General features: G+C 73.8%; 14 protein-coding genes. 7 read left to right on the top strand and 7 right to left on the bottom strand.

Features of this window, described 5'->3' with window-relative positions:
* From V6U79_RS10380 to V6U79_RS10365, 4 genes are read left to right on the top strand one after another with little or no spacing between them, the layout of a single operon-like run.
* A complete protein-coding gene (locus tag V6U79_RS10380) occupies positions 1 to 1944 on the top strand; it encodes an MFS transporter (RefSeq protein WP_334614463.1) in 1944 nt (647 codons plus the stop codon).
* The gene (locus V6U79_RS10375) at positions 1941 to 2498 is read left to right on the top strand and encodes a hypothetical protein (RefSeq protein ID WP_334614462.1); all 558 of its coding nucleotides are present in this window, start codon (positions 1941 to 1943) and stop codon (positions 2496 to 2498) included. The genes V6U79_RS10380 and V6U79_RS10375 overlap by 4 nt, the downstream gene beginning before the upstream one ends.
* 8 nt (positions 2499 to 2506) lie before the next feature.
* Complete coding sequence (locus V6U79_RS10370) at positions 2507 to 3676, top strand: M23 family metallopeptidase (RefSeq protein WP_334614595.1); 1170 nt, start codon at positions 2507 to 2509, stop codon at positions 3674 to 3676.
* Positions 3677 to 3689: 13 nt separating this feature from the next.
* Entirely contained in the window at positions 3690 to 4292 is a 603-nt protein-coding gene (locus V6U79_RS10365) for a hypothetical protein (RefSeq protein ID WP_334614461.1), read from the top strand.
* A gap of 6 nt (positions 4293 to 4298) precedes the next feature.
* Here the strand turns inward: V6U79_RS10365 and V6U79_RS10360 are convergent, their stop codons facing one another.
* The gene (locus tag V6U79_RS10360) at positions 4299 to 4853 is read right to left on the bottom strand and encodes a hypothetical protein (protein WP_334614594.1); all 555 of its coding nucleotides are present in this window, start codon (positions 4851 to 4853) and stop codon (positions 4299 to 4301) included.
* A gap of 204 nt (positions 4854 to 5057) precedes the next feature.
* On the opposite strand from V6U79_RS10360, the gene V6U79_RS10355 reads away from it, so the two are divergent.
* A complete protein-coding gene (locus tag V6U79_RS10355) occupies positions 5058 to 7628 on the top strand; it encodes an FtsK/SpoIIIE domain-containing protein (RefSeq protein WP_334614460.1) in 2571 nt (856 codons plus the stop codon).
* Positions 7625 to 8320 (top strand): hypothetical protein, encoded by a 696-nt coding sequence (locus tag V6U79_RS10350; protein ID WP_334614459.1) that lies wholly within the window; start codon positions 7625 to 7627, stop codon positions 8318 to 8320. The genes V6U79_RS10355 and V6U79_RS10350 overlap by 4 nt, the downstream gene beginning before the upstream one ends.
* A 19-nt stretch (positions 8321 to 8339) precedes the next feature.
* Here V6U79_RS10350 and folE read toward each other — a convergent pair whose 3' ends face one another.
* The 4 genes from folE to V6U79_RS10330 all read right to left on the bottom strand — a co-directional run bounded on the left by folE (position 8340) and on the right by V6U79_RS10330 (position 12287).
* Positions 8340 to 9005: a GTP cyclohydrolase I FolE gene (gene folE, locus V6U79_RS10345; RefSeq protein WP_334521344.1), complete on the bottom strand. Its 666-nt coding sequence runs from the start codon at positions 9003 to 9005 to the stop codon at positions 8340 to 8342.
* Between the two features lie 35 nt (positions 9006 to 9040).
* Positions 9041 to 11050: an ATP-dependent zinc metalloprotease FtsH gene (gene ftsH / locus V6U79_RS10340; RefSeq protein ID WP_334521264.1), complete on the bottom strand. Its 2010-nt coding sequence runs from the start codon at positions 11048 to 11050 to the stop codon at positions 9041 to 9043.
* 422 nt (positions 11051 to 11472) lie between these two features.
* Complete coding sequence (gene hpt, locus V6U79_RS10335) at positions 11473 to 12048, bottom strand: hypoxanthine phosphoribosyltransferase (protein ID WP_334521267.1); 576 nt, start codon at positions 12046 to 12048, stop codon at positions 11473 to 11475.
* A gap of 101 nt (positions 12049 to 12149) precedes the next feature.
* Positions 12150 to 12287 carry a hypothetical protein gene (locus tag V6U79_RS10330; protein WP_334521270.1) on the bottom strand — a complete coding sequence of 46 codons (138 nt, stop codon included), beginning with the start codon at positions 12285 to 12287 and terminating at the stop codon, positions 12150 to 12152.
* A 150-nt stretch (positions 12288 to 12437) separates the two neighbouring features.
* On the opposite strand from V6U79_RS10330, the gene V6U79_RS10325 reads away from it, so the two are divergent.
* On the top strand, positions 12438 to 13400 hold the full coding sequence (locus tag V6U79_RS10325; RefSeq protein WP_334521273.1) for a GlxA family transcriptional regulator: 963 nt from the start codon (positions 12438 to 12440) through the stop codon (positions 13398 to 13400).
* A 12-nt stretch (positions 13401 to 13412) separates the two neighbouring features.
* Here V6U79_RS10325 and V6U79_RS10320 read toward each other — a convergent pair whose 3' ends face one another.
* Positions 13413 to 15044: a gamma-glutamyltransferase family protein gene (locus V6U79_RS10320; protein ID WP_334614458.1), complete on the bottom strand. Its 1632-nt coding sequence runs from the start codon at positions 15042 to 15044 to the stop codon at positions 13413 to 13415.
* A gap of 103 nt (positions 15045 to 15147) precedes the next feature.
* Positions 15148 to 16164 (bottom strand): tRNA lysidine(34) synthetase TilS, encoded by a 1017-nt coding sequence (gene tilS, locus V6U79_RS10315; RefSeq protein ID WP_334614456.1) that lies wholly within the window; start codon positions 16162 to 16164, stop codon positions 15148 to 15150.
* Between the last annotated feature and the right edge of the window lie 9 nt (positions 16165 to 16173).

Below are 16173 nucleotides of genomic sequence, written 5' to 3'. Positions count from 1 at the left end.
ATGGCGAGGGCCCGGGCACGGATCACGGCGCTCCTCCTCGCGCTCGGCGTGCTCGCCGGTGCCACGATCGGCTGGCCGGTCGTCGGGGCCACACCCGCGGTCGCGGCGCCTCCGGCGGCACAGGCGGCGGCTGAGCTGTGCAGCACCAAGGAGTGGCAGACCGACTTCAGGGCCTGCGTCGCCAAGTTGAAGCAGGTCGGTGAGGCGGAAATCGACTGCCGGAAGCCGCCGGTGCCCACCGCACCGGACTCGGGCCTGGCCGGTTGGTTCGCGTCCCGCCCGGACTCGTCCAAGTTGCCCGGTCCGAAGGGCCTCTACAGCGACTACGGCTACGCTGGCTACAGCTTCAACACCTATGACGTCGAGGGTGGCTGCGCCTCTACGGTGCTGCATCCGGACTACAAGTTCACCAACACGGTCGCCAACGGCGAGTTCATGTTTGCCACGGCAATCATCGGCGCCTCGAATGCCCTGCGTGAACGGGCCTGGGACCCGCGCTCGATGTGGGGCTGGGCCGACCCGCTGGTGGAGAAGTCGACCAAAGCCGTCTACCAGAAGGTGTTCAGCGTCTTCGGCATCGTCACCCTCTGTGTGGTGGGCCTCTACCTGCTCTGGCGCTCCCGCCAGTCGGACATGAGCAACGCGATGACCACGGCGGGCTGGGCGCTGCTGGTCATGGTCGCGGTGACCGCACTGGCCGCCTGGCCCGTCAAGTCCGCCAACATCGCCGACGGCACGCTCATCACCACCCTTGGCGTCGTGCACGACGCGGTAGGGCCCGCTTCGCGGGACATTCCGGCCGACAAGTGCGTGCTTCCGAATCCCGATGCCTGCGTCGACAAGCGGCCACCGGCCGTTCGGGCCAGCGACACGGCAACCGAGTCGATGCTCTATCGCAACTGGCTGCGTGGAGTGCTCGGGTCGGCAGACAGCGAAACCGCCAAGAAGTACGGGCCCGCGCTCTATGACGCAAAGTCGCTCTCCTGGGGCGAGGCACAGTCGATCCGCGCCAATCCCGCCACTCGTGGAGTGGTCATCAAGGCCAAGCAGCAGCAGTGGATGACGGTAGCCGGCCAGATCAAGGAGGAGGACCCAGAGGCGTACGAATACCTCACCGGCGCCCGGGACATGGACCGGATCGGTTCCGGCTTCATCGCGGTGCTGGCCGCGCTGCTCTTCGCGATGTTCGACCTGACCGCCTCACTGCTGGTGCTGCTCGGCTTCCTGATCTTCCGGTGGGCGGTCATCGCGGCGCCGATCCTCGGCACGGTCGGCCTGCTGCGGCCGGCCAGCGCCGGGCTGCGCCGCCTCGGCAACGCGGTGGTGGCCGCGCTCTTCAACATCGCCATCTTCGGCACCGGCGCCGCGATCTACCTCTTCGCGGTGGACCTGATCATGAGTACGCCCACCCTGGCCGGCTGGCTCCAGGTGGTGCTCGTGTGGCTCTGCGGCGTGGTCGGCTGGTTGCTGCTGCGTCCCTACCGCCGGATCACCCAGCTCGGCGGCAAGGACAGCAGCGAGGCGGTCAGTTCGGCCGGCTCGTGGCACCGCCGCTTCTTCCGGGACATGCGCATCGCCGCCCGGCTCGACGTGGTGGAGCCCGGCGGCACGACCGAGCCGGCGATCGCCCGACGGCGAGGGCTGGCGCTGGAGCCGTCCCGGCTGCGCCCGGAAGCCCGGCGGGAGGACCCGTCGCACTCCGCCACCGGCACCTCCGCCCCACCGGACCGCCCGGACGGTCGCGACGGCGCCGACGAGACGGAGCCGACGCCGCAGCGCGAGACGAGGCCCTCCACCACCGCGCCACGCCCGCGCCGCCAGGCGGCCGACTGGACGGAGCCGGACGTGCCGGAGGAGGCGCCGAACTTCGCGGTCTACCGTCCCGACTCGGCCGAACGGGCACCCGCGAAGCCCAGCCCGCGGGTGCGCTCCGAGGCGCGGTGACGGCGATGCGTAGGGCTGTCGAGATGCTGGTGACCCGGGTTCTCCGCTCCCGGCTCGGGGTGGCGCTGCTGATCGCCGTGCTGGTCTTCGGGGTGATCGGGACGGCCCGCCTGGTCGCCGGGCCGGTCGACGCCACGAGTGGGCTGAGCAGCCGACCGCGGGAACCCATCACCACGGTCGATCCCAGCGAGGCGGACGACGGGGTCATCGCGACGCCGGTGCCGGAGTCGCCACGGACGAGGACCGGCGAGCTGACGCCGGAGCAGACCGCCGGGCGGTTCACCACGGCCTGGCTCGGCGGGCCCGGCGTCACCGCGGACGAGTGGCAGGCGAGCCTGCGTCCGCTCTCCACGCCGGCGCTCACCGAGAAGCTGGCCGGCGTCGACCCGGAGGGCGTACCGGTGGCGAAGGTGGCCGGAGCGCCGACGCTCCGGGCACGGACGGCGGCGTTCACGGAGGTGCTCGTGCCGCTGGAGAACGGCCGGCTGCGCCTGGAACTCGTGGCGCCGGAGGGGCGCTGGTTGGTGGACGCGGTGGACTGGGAGCGGGAATGACTGCTGAGATCTCTGGAGCGGACCAGCCACCCCGACGTCGACTCCGGGTCGGCGCCGTGGCCGTCGCGCTCACCGCCACCCTCGTTCTGCTCTGCTGCGGAGGGGGCACCAGCGCCTTCTTCCTCACCAACCTGGGGGGTGACGAGGAGAAGACGGTCGCCGCCACGCAGGACTGCGGCCTGAACCACCAGGTCAAGGTCACCGGGGACATGCCCCGGATGTCCGCCTACGGCAAGAGTCAGCTGCGCAACGCCGCCGTCATCATCAAGGTCGGCCAGTACATGAAGGTGCCTCCCCGCGGCTGGGTGGTCGCGGTGGCCACGGCCATGCAGGAATCGGGCCTGCGCAACCTCGCCAACAGCACCGTCGCCGGGTCGCGCGACATCCCGAACGAGGGCATCGGCGCGGACCACGACTCACTCGGACTCTTCCAGCAACGGGCCAGCTGGGGCAGTGTCGCGCAGCGGATGAGCCCCGACTACGCCGCCCGCAAGTTCTACGAGAAGCTGCTCGAGATCGACGGCTGGGAACGGCTCCCCCTGACCCGGGCCGCCCAGAAGGTACAGGTCAGCGCCTACCCCGACGCGTACGCCAAACACGAGGAGCTGGCCGGCCAGATCGTCAACGCGCTCGCCGGGGGCGCCGCCCGGACCGTCCGGATCGCCAACAAGGTGGTCTGCGACAGCGCCTCCGCCACCATGATCGCCGCCTCGGGCTGGACGGCGCCGATCCCCGGCGGGGTGGGCTCCGGGTTCCGGACCGCGAGCCGGCCGCGACACAACGGGGTGGACATCGGCGCCCCGAAGGGGACCACCCGGATCCACGCCGCCTCGACCGGACGGGTGCTCGTCGCCCGCTGCGACCCCGACCGTCGGGGACGCCTCGACTGCGACGTCGACGGCTTTCCGGGCAAGGGGGGCTGCGGCTGGTTCGTCGACATCCTGCACGCGGGCGGTTACATCACCCGGTACTGCCACATGGTCGAGAAGCCACTGGTGGTCCCCGGCCAGCTGGTGAAGGCCGGCGAGGTGATCGGGCGGGTCGGCAGCAGCGGCAACTCCTCCGGGCCGCACCTGCACTTCGAGGTGCACCTGGACGGCGACCGGGGCTGGCAGGGGGCGACCGACCCCGTGCCGTTCATGCGGCAGCGGGGCGCACCGCTGGAAGGCACGGCATGAGGTCCGCACGACGATGACCGGGCCGCTCCCGGACCCGTTCGCCGGGCAACCGGACTGGGCGCCGCTGCCGCCGCGTCCGATCGAGATCGTGCCCGCCACCGGACGGGTGGAGCTGCGGGGCCGGCGGGTGCTGGTCGGGCTGCCCGGCCTCGGCTGGCGGGGTGACCTGCGCGCCGACGAACGGGTCGTACAGGGCAGCCGCACCTACGTCCCGGTCATCCCGGAACACGAGTGGTACCGGGCCGAGTCTGACCAGGTGGAGGTCTTCGCACCGCTGATCCCGGTGGAACGGGTCTGGGTGGAGACGGTCGGGGGCCGCCCGGCGCCGGAGGGAAATGCCCGGGAACCGGGCATCCGGCTGGTGTCGCTGGACGCTCCCGCCCATCGCGCACCAACGCCCGTCTTCGAGGCCGACTCGGTCAGCGGCCGACGCGTGGTGCACGTGGAGGACTCGGTGGAACACCGGGACCTGCGTGCGGTGACCGAGACCTACTCGGGGGCCGAGGGCGACATCTGCGTACGGGTGACGCCGGAGCTGGAGTGGTACCGCTGGGCCTGGCGCGGACAGCCGCCGACGACCCGAGAAGTGCCGGTGCATCTGCTGTGGGTTGAGTGAGGGCGGTCAGGAACGGCTCACTGCACACACCCGCCAGCCGTCCTGACGCTGTGCCTCGAATCGCCAGCCTTGACGGTCGCTCTGCGAGATCCCGTTCACGAAGGCTGAGAGAATGAGGTCGACTTCGACCGTGGCGCGGTCGCCCTGCTGCTGAAGGTTGAGGTTTTCCCAGCTAATCGAGATCGGTGTGTCGAAGCGGCGTTCCCGCGCTAGGAGATCATCGCGAAGGAGCCGTAGTTCATCGGCATCAGCGCCGCTTTTACAGGCAAACTCGCTTGCCCTCGTATCGTTGCGGTCGGCGAGGAACGCTTGGATGTAACTGGCGACCACCACGTCCGGAGTGCTGCGGTCCGGTGTCGTCGCACGGTCGTACAGCACGTAGCCGATCACCGCCCCACTCACGCAGAGCAGTGCGAGCACCCCGGCCACGACACTGAGGACGGTGCGGGTCCGGCGGCGCGGCCGCTGCGGCGCCGGGGCGGGGGTGGGGGGCGCCAACTGGTCGGGTGGGGTCCGTTGCGCCGGTACGCGGGACACCTGGGAACCGGCGGGGGGCTGCACTGATTCCACCCCCTGAGGCTATCGGCTGAGCGCCTCGTACCCAATGCCCCAGATGCTGCGGATCGTGACAGGACGAACCCGGCAGGTGAGAGTGCGTCCGCATTTGCGACAAGCCCGGCGCACCGCCGCAGCGCTTGCGGGGTGAGCGGTCGGTCCTGGGATACCGTCTGCACCCGGGGAGGTTTCCAACCTCGGAAAGAGGGGGTGGACGCGGTGGCCGGTCCGAAGGTTCGCACCAACCGCGCCGCAGCCCTGCACCGGCGCGCCGCCGCCACCGCCGCCGCCGCGGCGGGCGTGCTCGACGAGACCCGCCCCGCCCCCGCCGACCAGCGCCGGCAGTACGAGCTGGCGGACCGGCTCCGCACCGCCGCCGCGCAGCTCGCACCGGGTTGGGCCGGGGCGCCGCTGGAGACGTTGCGGGCGGACACCCCGGCGGGCGAGGCGACACCGCCCTTCGTCCGGATCGGCACGGCGGCACCGCTGGACGACGCCCGCTTTCCCGCGCTCGTTCCGCTGCTCGCCGCCGGGCACCTGACGCTCGACGTGGACGCGCGGGAGCCACGCGCGGCGGGGCTGCTCCGGGCCGTACTGTTGCGGCTGCTCGCCGCGACGCCGGCCGGCTGCCTGCTGATCCGTGCGGTGGACGGCGCGGGCACGGGCGAGGTCTTCGCGCCCTTCGCGGCGCTGGCCGACGCGGGTCTGCTGCCGCCCCCGGCGGTCGACGTGGCCGGGCTGCGGGCGGTGCTGACCGAGGCCGAGCAGTGGGTTTCGCCGGGGACCGGCCGGCCGCGCCGGCACGACCGGGCGCTGCTTCTGGTGATCGCCGGCCTGCCCGAGCCGACCGCGTCGAGCGACCTGGAGCGGATCGAGGCGCTGGCCGAGCAGGGCCCGGCGGCCGGCCTGCACCTGGTGGTGGCCGGCTGGCCCCCACCCGGCCCGTACGCCGCCCGGCCGCCGCTGCCCCGGGCGACCCCGGTGGAGCTGCGCACCGCGTACGCGCTGCTCGGTGATCCGCCGGGCAGCCCGCTCAGCGGGCCGGGCGTGGACTCGCCGGGCGGCCTGAATTCCCCGGTCTTCGTCGACGACGACCCGGGCGCGGAGCTGATCGGGGCGGTCTGCCGCCGGCTGGCCGAGCAGGTGGAGGCGGGTTCCCGGCTGGGCATGGCCGAGCTGCTGCCGCCGCCCGACGACGCCCTGTGGGTGACGAACTCCGCCGACGGGCTCTCCACCCCGGTCGGGGACGCCAACGGCCGCCCGGTGACGGTCGGTTTCACCGAGTTGACCCCGCACTGGCTGGTCAGCGGCCGCTCGGACGCCGGCCGGGCCGCCTTCCTCACCACCGCGCTGCTCGGCCTCACCGCCCGGTACGGCCCGGACGAGCTGATCCTGCACCTGGTGGACCTGGGTGCCGGCGAGTCCTTCGTGGAGTTCCTCCAGACGGAGCGGGACCGTTCCTGGGTACCGCAGGTCCGGGCCGCCGCGATGGCTGCGGATCCGGAGTACGTGCGGGATCTCTTCGACGAGCTGGAGGCGGAGACCCGCCGCCGGGAGGAGGCCGGCGCCCGGGCCGGCGGGCAGCGCTTCGCGCAGCTGCGGCAGCACCAGCGGCTGCCCCGGATCGTCTGTGTGCTCGACAATTTCCCGTTGCTGCTGGCCGATCGTGATCCGGTCGCCGCCGAGGTGCTGGCCCGGTTGGACGGGCTGGCCCGCGCCGGGCGGGCGTGGGGTGTCCATCTGGTCCTGGCCGGCGCGGGCGACCTGGGCATCGGCGCCGGGCCGGCCCCCCGTGACTCGGTGCTGGGCCAGTTTCCGGTGCGGGTGGCGCTCTCCGGCGGCGGCGCGGTGCTCATGCCGACCAACGACGCGGCGGCCGGGCTGGCGGTGGGTTCCGCGGTGGTGAACACCGCCGGCGGGCTCGGCGGGCCGCGCGGTGCCACCCGTGGCCACGAACGGCTGGTCCGCTTCCCCGATCCGCACGACGACCCGGGCACGGTGGAGCGGCTGCGCCGCCGGCTCTTCGAGGCCCGCCCGGAGGGGGCGGCGCCACCGGTGGTCTTCGCCGGCTGGGCGCGCCCGCTGCTGCGCAACGATCCCCGGCTGCGGGCGGCGCTGGCCGGGCGCGGGGGCGGGCCGGCCGCCCTGCTCGGCCGGGCCGTGGACGTCTCCCGGACGACGGTCGCCGTTCCGTTCGGCCCGGTGGCGGGCCGCAACCTCGCCGTCCTGGGTCCCGGCGAGGAGGCCGCCCGGCTGCTGGTCACGGCCGCCCGGAGCACCGCCGCGCACCACCCGCCGGGCACCGCCCGGTTCGTGCTCGCGCCGCTGGCCGACGGGTCCGCGCCCCTGGCCGCCGCGCTGGCGGCGGAGCTGGCCGGGCGGCAGCGGGTGGAGATGGTGGACGGTACGGGTCTACTGGCGGCGCTGGACGACGGCGGGCCGGCGTACCTGGTGGTGTTCGGGGTGGACGTGCCGACGCCGGGTGAGCTGCCGGTCGAGCGGCTGCGCACGCTGCTGCGCGAGGGTCCGCCGGCCGGGACGCACCTGCTGGGCTGGTGGCGTACGGTGCCGCCGTTCGCTGCGTTGACCGAACCCGACGGTGAGGTCGACAAGCTCGCCGCGGTCGCGGTCGTGAACGTGCCGGCCGCCCAGCTCGCCCCGCTCTTCGGGCGCGCGGTGCAGTGGCGCCCCCGGCCGGGCCGCGCGGTGCTCTGGGACGCTCCGGGCGAGCGGGGCGTGGTGCTGGTGCCGTTCGCCGACGAGGAGGTGGTGGTCACATGAGCCTCGACGACGTGTCCACGGTGCCGACGGTCCGGCCGCGGGGCGGCGACGAGCCGGTCGCCGCCGCCTGGACCGACTACGTGGCCGCCGCCCGGCAGCTGGACGGGGTACGCCGGGGTGCGGCGACCGCCGCCGCCGAGCAGGCCCGGGCGGTGGAGGCGGCCCGCGAGGAGCTCGCCGGGGTGCACGCCCGGCTGGCGCCGCAGCAGGCCCGGCTGCGGGAGCTGGGCGTACCCGCGATCTCGCTGGCCCCGACGCCGCCGGAGGTGACCGAGGCGGCCCGGTCGATGGTGGGTGGTCCGGCGGCGGTCCTGGCGGCGCTGCGCGCGGCCCGGGGCTGGGCGGACGCCGCCGACGCGGCGCTGGTGGCGCGCGGTCCGCTGCGCCCGGCGGCGTGGCCGCCGGCGGTGCGCAACGTGCTGCTGTACGGGCCGCTGGCGCTGGTGGTGCCGGTGCTCCAGCTGGTCGTCTTCCTGGTCACCGGCGTGGGGGTGGCCAGTGCCGTCGCGCTGGTGGTCGGGTTGCCGATGCCGGCGGTCGCGTTCGCGGTCGGCTGGGTGGGCGTGGGCCGACTGTTCCCGCCGGAGTCGGGCGTGCGGTTGGACCGGACGCCCCGGCTGGGGGCGCTGGTCTGCCTGGTCCCGGCGGTGCTGGTGGCGGCCGGGATCATGCTGGCGCTGCTGGCCGGCTGAGCCGCCGACCCCTCCGCCGTCAGCGGGGGATGATGAGGGCCATCGCCTCGGCGCGGGACTTGGCGTCGTGCTGGAGGGTGCCGCGTACCGCCGAGGTGATGGTCTTGGCGCCGCTCTTCTGGATGCCGCGCATCGCCATGCACATGTGCTCGCAGTCCAGCACCACGACCACGCCGCGCGGCGCCAGCTTGTTCATCAGCAGGTCGGCGATCTGCGAGGTGAGCCGTTCCTGGACCTGCGGCCGGCGGGCGAAGACCTCGACCAGCCGGGCCAGTTTGGACAGCCCGGTGATCCGGCCGTCGGGGCCGGGGATGTAGCCGATGTGGGCGCTGCCCCGGAACGGCAGCAGGTGGTGCTCGCAGAGGCTCATCACGTCGATGTCGCGGACGAGGACGAGCTCCTCGTGGTTGGCCTCGAAGGTGGTGCTGAGCACCTGGGCCGGGTCGACCCGGAGGCCGGCGAAGAGTTCGACGTAGGCGCGGGCGACCCGGGCCGGGGTCTGCTGGAGGCCGTCGCGGTCGGGGTCCTCCCCGACCGCGATGAGGATCTCCCGGACGGCCCGCTCGATCCGGCCGAGGTCCATCGTCTCCTCGACGGGACGGCCGGTGAGCTTGCCGCTGATCAGCCGAGCGGCCACGTAGTCGAGGGCCTCGTCGCCGTCGGGCTCGGTCGACGAGGCGGCCAGCCCCGAGTGGTCGGGGCTGGCCGCGGCGTCCGTGTTCAGTGCGTACCGTCCGAGTTGTTCGAGCCGCCGACGACCGCGCCGTCGGCCTGGGCCTGCGCCTTGAGCTTGTCCTTCTCGGCCGGGGTGAGCACCGGGGGCTCGGTGGAGGGCTGACGCTTGCCGAAGCCGTGGTAGGGGGCCATCGGCGGGCGCTTCGCTACCCGGGCGCAGATCCGGGCCATGTCGGCGGTGGAGAGGGTTTCCTTCTCCATCAGCTCCAGGACGATGTTGTCCAGGACGTCCCGGTATTCCACCAGGATCTCCCAGGCCTCGTCGTGGGCCAGCTCGATCAGGGCCCGCATCTCGCCGTCGATCTCGGCGGCCACCGCGTCGGAGTAGTCCCGCTCGTGGCCCATGTTGCGGCCGAGGAACGGCTCGTCGCCGCTGGTGCCGTACTTGATCGCACCGAGCTTGGAGCTCATGCCGTACTGCGTGATCATCGCGCGGGCCAGCTGGGTGGCCTTCTCGATGTCGTTGCCGGCCCCGGTGGTCGGCTCGTGGAAGACCAGCTCCTCGGCGGCCCGGCCACCCAGCGCGTACGCCAGGGTGTCGACCATCTCGGCGCGGGTCTGGGTGTACTTGTCCTCGGTCGGCAGGACCAGGGTGTGGCCCAGCGAGCGGCCACGGGACAGGATCGTCACCTTGTGCACCGGCGCGGCGTGCGGCAGCGCCCAGGCGACCAGCGCGTGGCCACCCTCGTGGTACGCGGTGATCTTCTTTTCCTGGTCGCTCATCACCCGGGTCCGGCGCTGCGGACCGGCGATCACCCGGTCGATCGACTCCTCCAGGGAGTCGTTGGTGATCGCCCGCTGGTCCTTGCGGGCGGTGAGCAGGGCCGACTCGTTGATCACGTTGGCCAGGTCGGCGCCGCTGAAGCCCGGGGTGCGCCGGGCCACCGAGTCGAGGTCGACGTCGGGGGTGAACGGCTTGCCCTTGGCGTGGACCCGCAGGATCGCCTTGCGGCCCTCCATGTCGGGGGCGTCGACCGGGATCTGCCGGTCGAAGCGGCCCGGGCGCAGCAGCGCCGGGTCGAGGATGTCCGGCCGGTTGGTGGCGGCGATCAGGATGACGCCGCCCTTGGTGTCAAAGCCGTCCATCTCGACGAGCAGCTGGTTGAGGGTCTGCTCGCGCTCGTCGTGGCCGCCGCCCATGCCGGCGCCACGGTGCCGGCCGACGGCGTCGATCTCGTCGACGAAGACGATCGCCGGGGCGTTCGCCTTGGCCTGCTCGAAGAGGTCGCGGACCCGGCTGGCGCCGACGCCGACGAACATCTCCACGAAGTCGGAACCGGAGATCGAGTAGAACGGCACCCCGGCCTCGCCGGCGACGGCGCGGGCCAGCAGCGTCTTACCGGTACCGGGCGGACCGAAGAGCAGCACGCCCTTCGGGATCTTGGCGCCCAGGGCCTGGTACTTCGCCGGGTTCTGCAGGAAGTCCTTGATCTCGTGCAGCTCCTCGACGGCCTCCTCGGCCCCGGCCACGTCCGCGAACGTGGTCTTCGGGGTGTCCTTGGTGATCATCTTCGCCTTGGACTTGCCGAAGTTGAGCACCCGGGAGCCGCCGCCCTGCATCTGCGACATGAAGAAGAGCAGCAGGAGCACCAGCAGGACGATCGGGAGCAGGTTGACCAGCAGGCTCACCCAGATGCTGTCCGAGGACACCTTGGCGTCGGCCGGGCCGGTGACCCGGTTGTTCGCCTTGGCCTCCAGGACCTCGTTCCAGACCTCGTCGCCGACCTCGTACGGGAACTGGGCCTCGATCTTGTCGGTGGTGGTGTCACCGAACTTGACCTTCTGCGACAGGTTGAGCTGGATCGTCTGTTCCTTGTCCTGGAAGACGACCTTGTCGATTTTGGGCTCGCCGGTGTTGAGGTGGTCGAGCGCAATGGAAGTGTCCACGCGGTGGTAGCTGGGACCAGCGGTGAACAGCTGACTGAGCACAACGGCGCCGAGGATGACCAGGATGATCCAGACCACCGGTCGGCGGAAGAAACGCGTACGTTCCATACTGTTGTCGAGCGCCGGGGCGCCCGCATCCTCCTGATCGACGTCCTGACCGTCTGAATGGTGTCGCCGCCTCGGCGGCGCCGGAGCCGCCGTGCGGGCCGGCCTCGACCCCGGGGCGCGCGAACTGCCGCGCCGCGGTCATTCGACGGTACACCGTAGGTGCCAGATGTGAGCTTCCGAGCCCGGCACTTACGCGTACGGCGAACCAGGGTTTCAGCCGGCGTGGCGGAGAGCCGCGGACCGGCCGCCCCGACCGCCCGGTCACGCGGGTCGAGGGGCCGGGAGCGGAGATCACTCCACGCCACCGACACCTACCGTAGTCGGAATCGCTGAGAGCCCGCTGAACGTCCGCTCGATGGACTCCGATACGAGCGGACCGCGGATCCGGGCCGGGTGGTGTGACCGCGGCCCGGACGGGCGGCTCAGGCGCGGGCGTAGACCTCGGGCTTGAGCACGCCGACGTAGGGCAGCTCGCGGTAGCGCTCGCCGAAGTCGAGGCCGTAGCCGACCACGAACTCGGTCGGGATGTCGAAGCCGACGTACTTCACCGGCACCGGGACCTTCACCGCGTCCGGCTTGCGGAACAGCGCGACCACCTCGACGCTGGCCGCGGAGCGGGACTCCAGGTAACGCAGCAGCCAGGAGAGCGTCAGGCCGGAGTCGACGATGTCCTCGACGACGACCACGTGCCGGCCGGCGATGTCCCGGTCCAGGTCCTTGAGGATGCGGACCACGCCGGAGGAGGTGGTGCCCTGGCCGTACGAGGAGATGGCCATGAAGTCCAGCTCGGCCGGCGGGCCGTGCCGTCCCAGCGCCCGGGCGAAGTCGGCCATGAACATGACCGCGCCCTTGAGCACGCAGACCAGCAGGAGCCCGTCCTCGACTCCGGCGTAGTCCGCCGAGACCTGCTTGGCGAGTTCCGCGGTCTTCTCGCGGATCTGCGCCTCGGAGATGATCACGTGATCGATGTCGGCGTCGTACCAGGAGCCGTCAGCCATGACTCCTAGCCTGCCGTACGCCGACCCGCCCCCGTCGGCGGGGCCGCCCCTTTTGGCGCGGTCCCGCCAGGGATTTTTTCGGCAATCCCGGACCAATCACCTCAGCAGGTGCCGGACTGCCAGCGGCGGCCCTGGTCGGAGGGCTTCCAGTCGGCCGAGTCGCGGGTGTCGGCGGTGAGGCCGGCGGCCGACGCCACGGCCAGGACGACGAGCAGGAGCAGGAGCAGCAGGATTCCCATGGCGGCGCTCGCTTTCGCGTAGTTGATGTCGGTTTCGCCGCCGGTGCGCACCGGACTGCACCCAGTCTGCGCGGACCACCCCACACCGGACAGTGGCAGGAATGCCACCACCCATCGATTTCCTGCCACCGATGCGGTTACCCTCGTCACATGCTCCGCTCGGTCGCCGTCCTCGCGCTGGACCAGGTCGCCCCCTTCGAGCTCGGCGTGCTCGCCGAGGTCTTCGGCACCGACCGGACGGACGACGGGTTCCCCGCCTACCGCTTCCAGGTGTGCAGCCCCGACGGTCGCCCGGTGCGGACCTCCTCGGGTTTCGACCTGGCTCCGCACGCCGACCTCGCCCCGCTCGAGGAGGCGGACCTCGTCGCCGTCCCCGCCCACCAGAGCAGCGGCGCCACCCCGGCCTGCGTGCTCGACGCGCTGCGCCGCGCCGCCGAGCGGGGGGCGTACCTCTTCAGCGTCTGCTCGGGGGCGTTCATCCTGGGCGAGGCCGGCCTCCTCGACGGCCGGGAGTGCACCACCCACTGGCGGTACGTCGACGAGCTGCAACGCCGGCACCCCGCCGCTCGGGTCCGGTGCAACTCGCTCTACGTCCAGGACGGGCGGCTGCTCACCAGCGCCGGCACCGCCGCCGGCATCGACGCCAGCCTGCACCTGGTCCGCCAGGCCCACGGCTCCGCCACGGCCACCCGGCTGGCCCGCCGGATGGTGGTCCCCCCGCACCGCGACGGTGGACAGTCCCAGTACGTCGAGGCCCCCATCCCGAAGGCGCCCGAGGCGCCCACCCTGGAGCCGGTGCTGGAGTGGCTGATGGGGCACCTGGACCGGCCGACCACGGTGGACGAACTGGCCGCCCGGGCCGGCATGTCGGCGCGTACCTTCGCCCGCCGGTTCCGCGCCGAGACCGGCACCACCCCGCACGACTGGCTGACCAACCAGCGGGTGCTGCTGGCCCGCCGGTTGCTGGAGGAGACCCGGCTCAGCGTGGACACGGTCGCCGACCGGGCCGGCTTCGGTGACGCCGCCGTGCTGCGCCACCACTTCACCCGCCGGGTCGGCACCACCCCGCACGCCTACCGGACCACCTTCCACGACCGCGTGCCCGCCAGCTGAGCCGGACCGGCGTCAGTAGCCGACAGCAGCACCGTCGATCCGGGACTCGGAACCCCCGACCCAGCCGGCGGCGCCGCGCCAGAGCGCCTGCCCGTAGCCGAACACGGAGGGCTCGGCGGCGACGGCGACCTCGTGCCCCCGGGCGCGCAACCCCGCGACCAGGCCGGGCCGCGCCGCCAGCTCCGGCTCGACGAGCAGGGTGCGGCCGGCGTGCCAGTACCAGCGGGGAGCGTCCAGCGCGGCCTGCGGGTCGAGGCCCGCGTCGAGCGTCCCGGCGAGCAGCTGCACGTGCCCCTGCGGCTGCATGTGCCCACCCATCACCCCGAACGGCCCGACCGGTGCGCCGTCGCGGGTCAGGAAGCCCGGGATGATGGTGTGGAACGGGCGCTTCGCCGGACCCACCACGTTGGGGTGGTCCGGGTCGAGCCGGAAGCCGGTGCCCCGGTTCTGCAGGGCGAAGCCGTGGCCGGGCAGCACCACGTGCGAGCCGAACGCCAGGTAGGTGGACTGGATCAGGCTGACCATCATCCCGCCCGCGTCGGCGGTGCAGAGGTGGACCGTGCCGCCCCGCTCCGGGTCGCCGGCCACCGGCTCACCGGCCCGTTCGGTCAGCAGGGCCCGCCGGGCCGCCGCGTACGCCGGGTCGAGCAGGGCGGCGGTCGGCACCGGCGCCCGCTCCGGGTCGGCGACGTGGGCGTGCGCGTCGGCGAAGCCGAGCTTCACCGCCTCGACCTGCCGGTGCAGCCGCTCCACCGGGTCGGCGCCGGCCGGGTCCCACCCGTCCAGGATGTTCAGCGCGAGCAGCGCGGCGATCCCCTGCCCGGGCGGCGGCAGCTCCCACACCTCGTGCCCCCGGTACCGGGCGCTGACCGGGTCGACCCAGGTGGAGGTGTGCCGGGCCAGGTCGTCGCCGCTGATCAGGCCCCCGGTCCGGGCGGCGTGCGCGTCGAGCGCCTCGGCGATCCGGCCCCGGTAGAAGTCGTCCGCGCCGGTCTCGGCGATGCGACGCAGCGTCCGGGCCGCGTCCGGGTTGCGCCAGCGCTCACCGGGGCGGGGGGCCCGCCCGCCCACGGTGAAGACCCGTTCGAACTCGGCGAACTCCGCACCGACCAGGCCGGCGTGGCCGGCCACCGCGCGGGCCCAGCCGGTCGCCGTGCCGGTGGAGACCGGGTGGCCGTGCTCGGCGTAGCCGATCGCGTCGGTGAAGAGGTCGGCGAAGGGCAGCGAGCCGAACCGGTCGTGCAGGTCCCGCCACCCGGCCGGAGCCCCCGGCACGGTCACCGGCAGCCAGCCCCGGGCCGGCATCGCCGGCCCGCGCGCCTGGGCGCCGCCGAGCGCCGCCACCGGCTCGGCCGCCCGGCGCCCGGTGGCGGCCAGCACCATCTCCCGGGTGAGCGCCGCCGGCGACCGGCCGGCGGCGGTCAACCCGTGCAGCCGCTCGCCGTCCCAGACGATCGCGAAGAGGTCACCGCCGATGTCGTTCGAGGGCGGCTGGAGCACGGTCAGCGCGACCGCCGTGGCCAGCGCGGCGTCGACGGCGTTGCCGCCGCGCCGCAGCACGGCCAGGCCCGCGGCCGCCGCGAGCGGCTGGCTGGTCGCGACGGCGCCGTTCGGGGCGAACAGCGGCTTGCGGGGGTACGCCATCCGCCATGTCTACCGCCTCCGGCGACTCCCGGGCAGTCCGCCGGAGCCGGTGGATGCCCCAGGGGCGTCCAGGTCGGCGCGCCGAGGTCGCCGGCTCCGGCCCTCAGTCGAGGCGCACGAGGCGCCCGTCCCGGCGGACCACCCGCACTCCGCCCGGCAGGGCGGTCGCCCCCTGCCCGTGCCAGTCGGTGACCAGCGCGTCCAGCGCCGCGACGTGCCGGTGGGACAGGGCGGCCCCGTAGGCGCCCAGCTCCCGGGCCCAGGCGTGCAGCACCCGGGTGCGTACCGCGGCCGGCAGCGCGGCCAGCGCCGTCACCCGCAGCCCACCCTCGACCGCCCGCACCCCGGACGGGGGTGGTGCTGCCGCGGGCGCGGCGGCGAGGGCGGCGGCGGCCAGTTCGTCCAGCGCGGCGCTGTCCGCCCCGACCAGCCGGGCCGTCCGGGCGAGGTTGTCCCGCACCGCCGGGCCGAGCGCCCGGGCCAGCGCCGGCAGCACGTCGGCGCGCACCCGCGCCCGGGCGTACGACGGGTCGACGTTGTGCGGGTCGTCCCACGGGGTCAGCCCGAGCGCGGCGCACGCCTTGCGGGTCTGCTCCCGGGTGACGTCGAGCAGCGGGCGCAGCAGCGGCACGCCGGCCAGGTCGCGACGCTCGGGCATCCCGGCCAGCCCCCGCGGGCCGGACCCCCGGGCCAGCGCCAGCAGGACCGTCTCGGCCTGGTCGTCGCGGGTGTGCCCGACGAGCAGGGCGACCGCGTCGTGCCGCCGGGCGGCGGACGTCAAGGCCTCGTAGCGGGCCTCGCGGGCGGCCGCCTCCGGGCCGCCCGGTCGCCCGGCCACGGTCACCGGGACCGACTCGACCGGATCCAGGCCGGCCTCGACCGCCCATCGGGCGACGGCGGCGGCGCGCTCGGCGGAGCCGGGTTGCAGGCCGTGGTCGACGGTCACCAGGCCGGCGGCGCGACCCAACCGGGGCGCCACGAAGGCGGTGGCGGCGGCGAGGGCCAGCGAGTCCGCCCCGCCCGAGCAGGCCACCAGCACCGGCCCGGCGCCGGGCAGACCGGCCAGCGCGCGGCGGACCGCGACCCGGGTCGCGGCGACCGGCGGGGCGAGCGCGGCCACGGGCGTCCG

This window comes from Micromonospora psammae, assembly GCF_036902725.1.
Classification (GTDB): domain Bacteria; phylum Actinomycetota; class Actinomycetes; order Mycobacteriales; family Micromonosporaceae; genus Micromonospora.
Note: the sequence above shows the minus strand (reverse complement) of the source record. Positions and strands in the feature narration are given on the sequence as shown.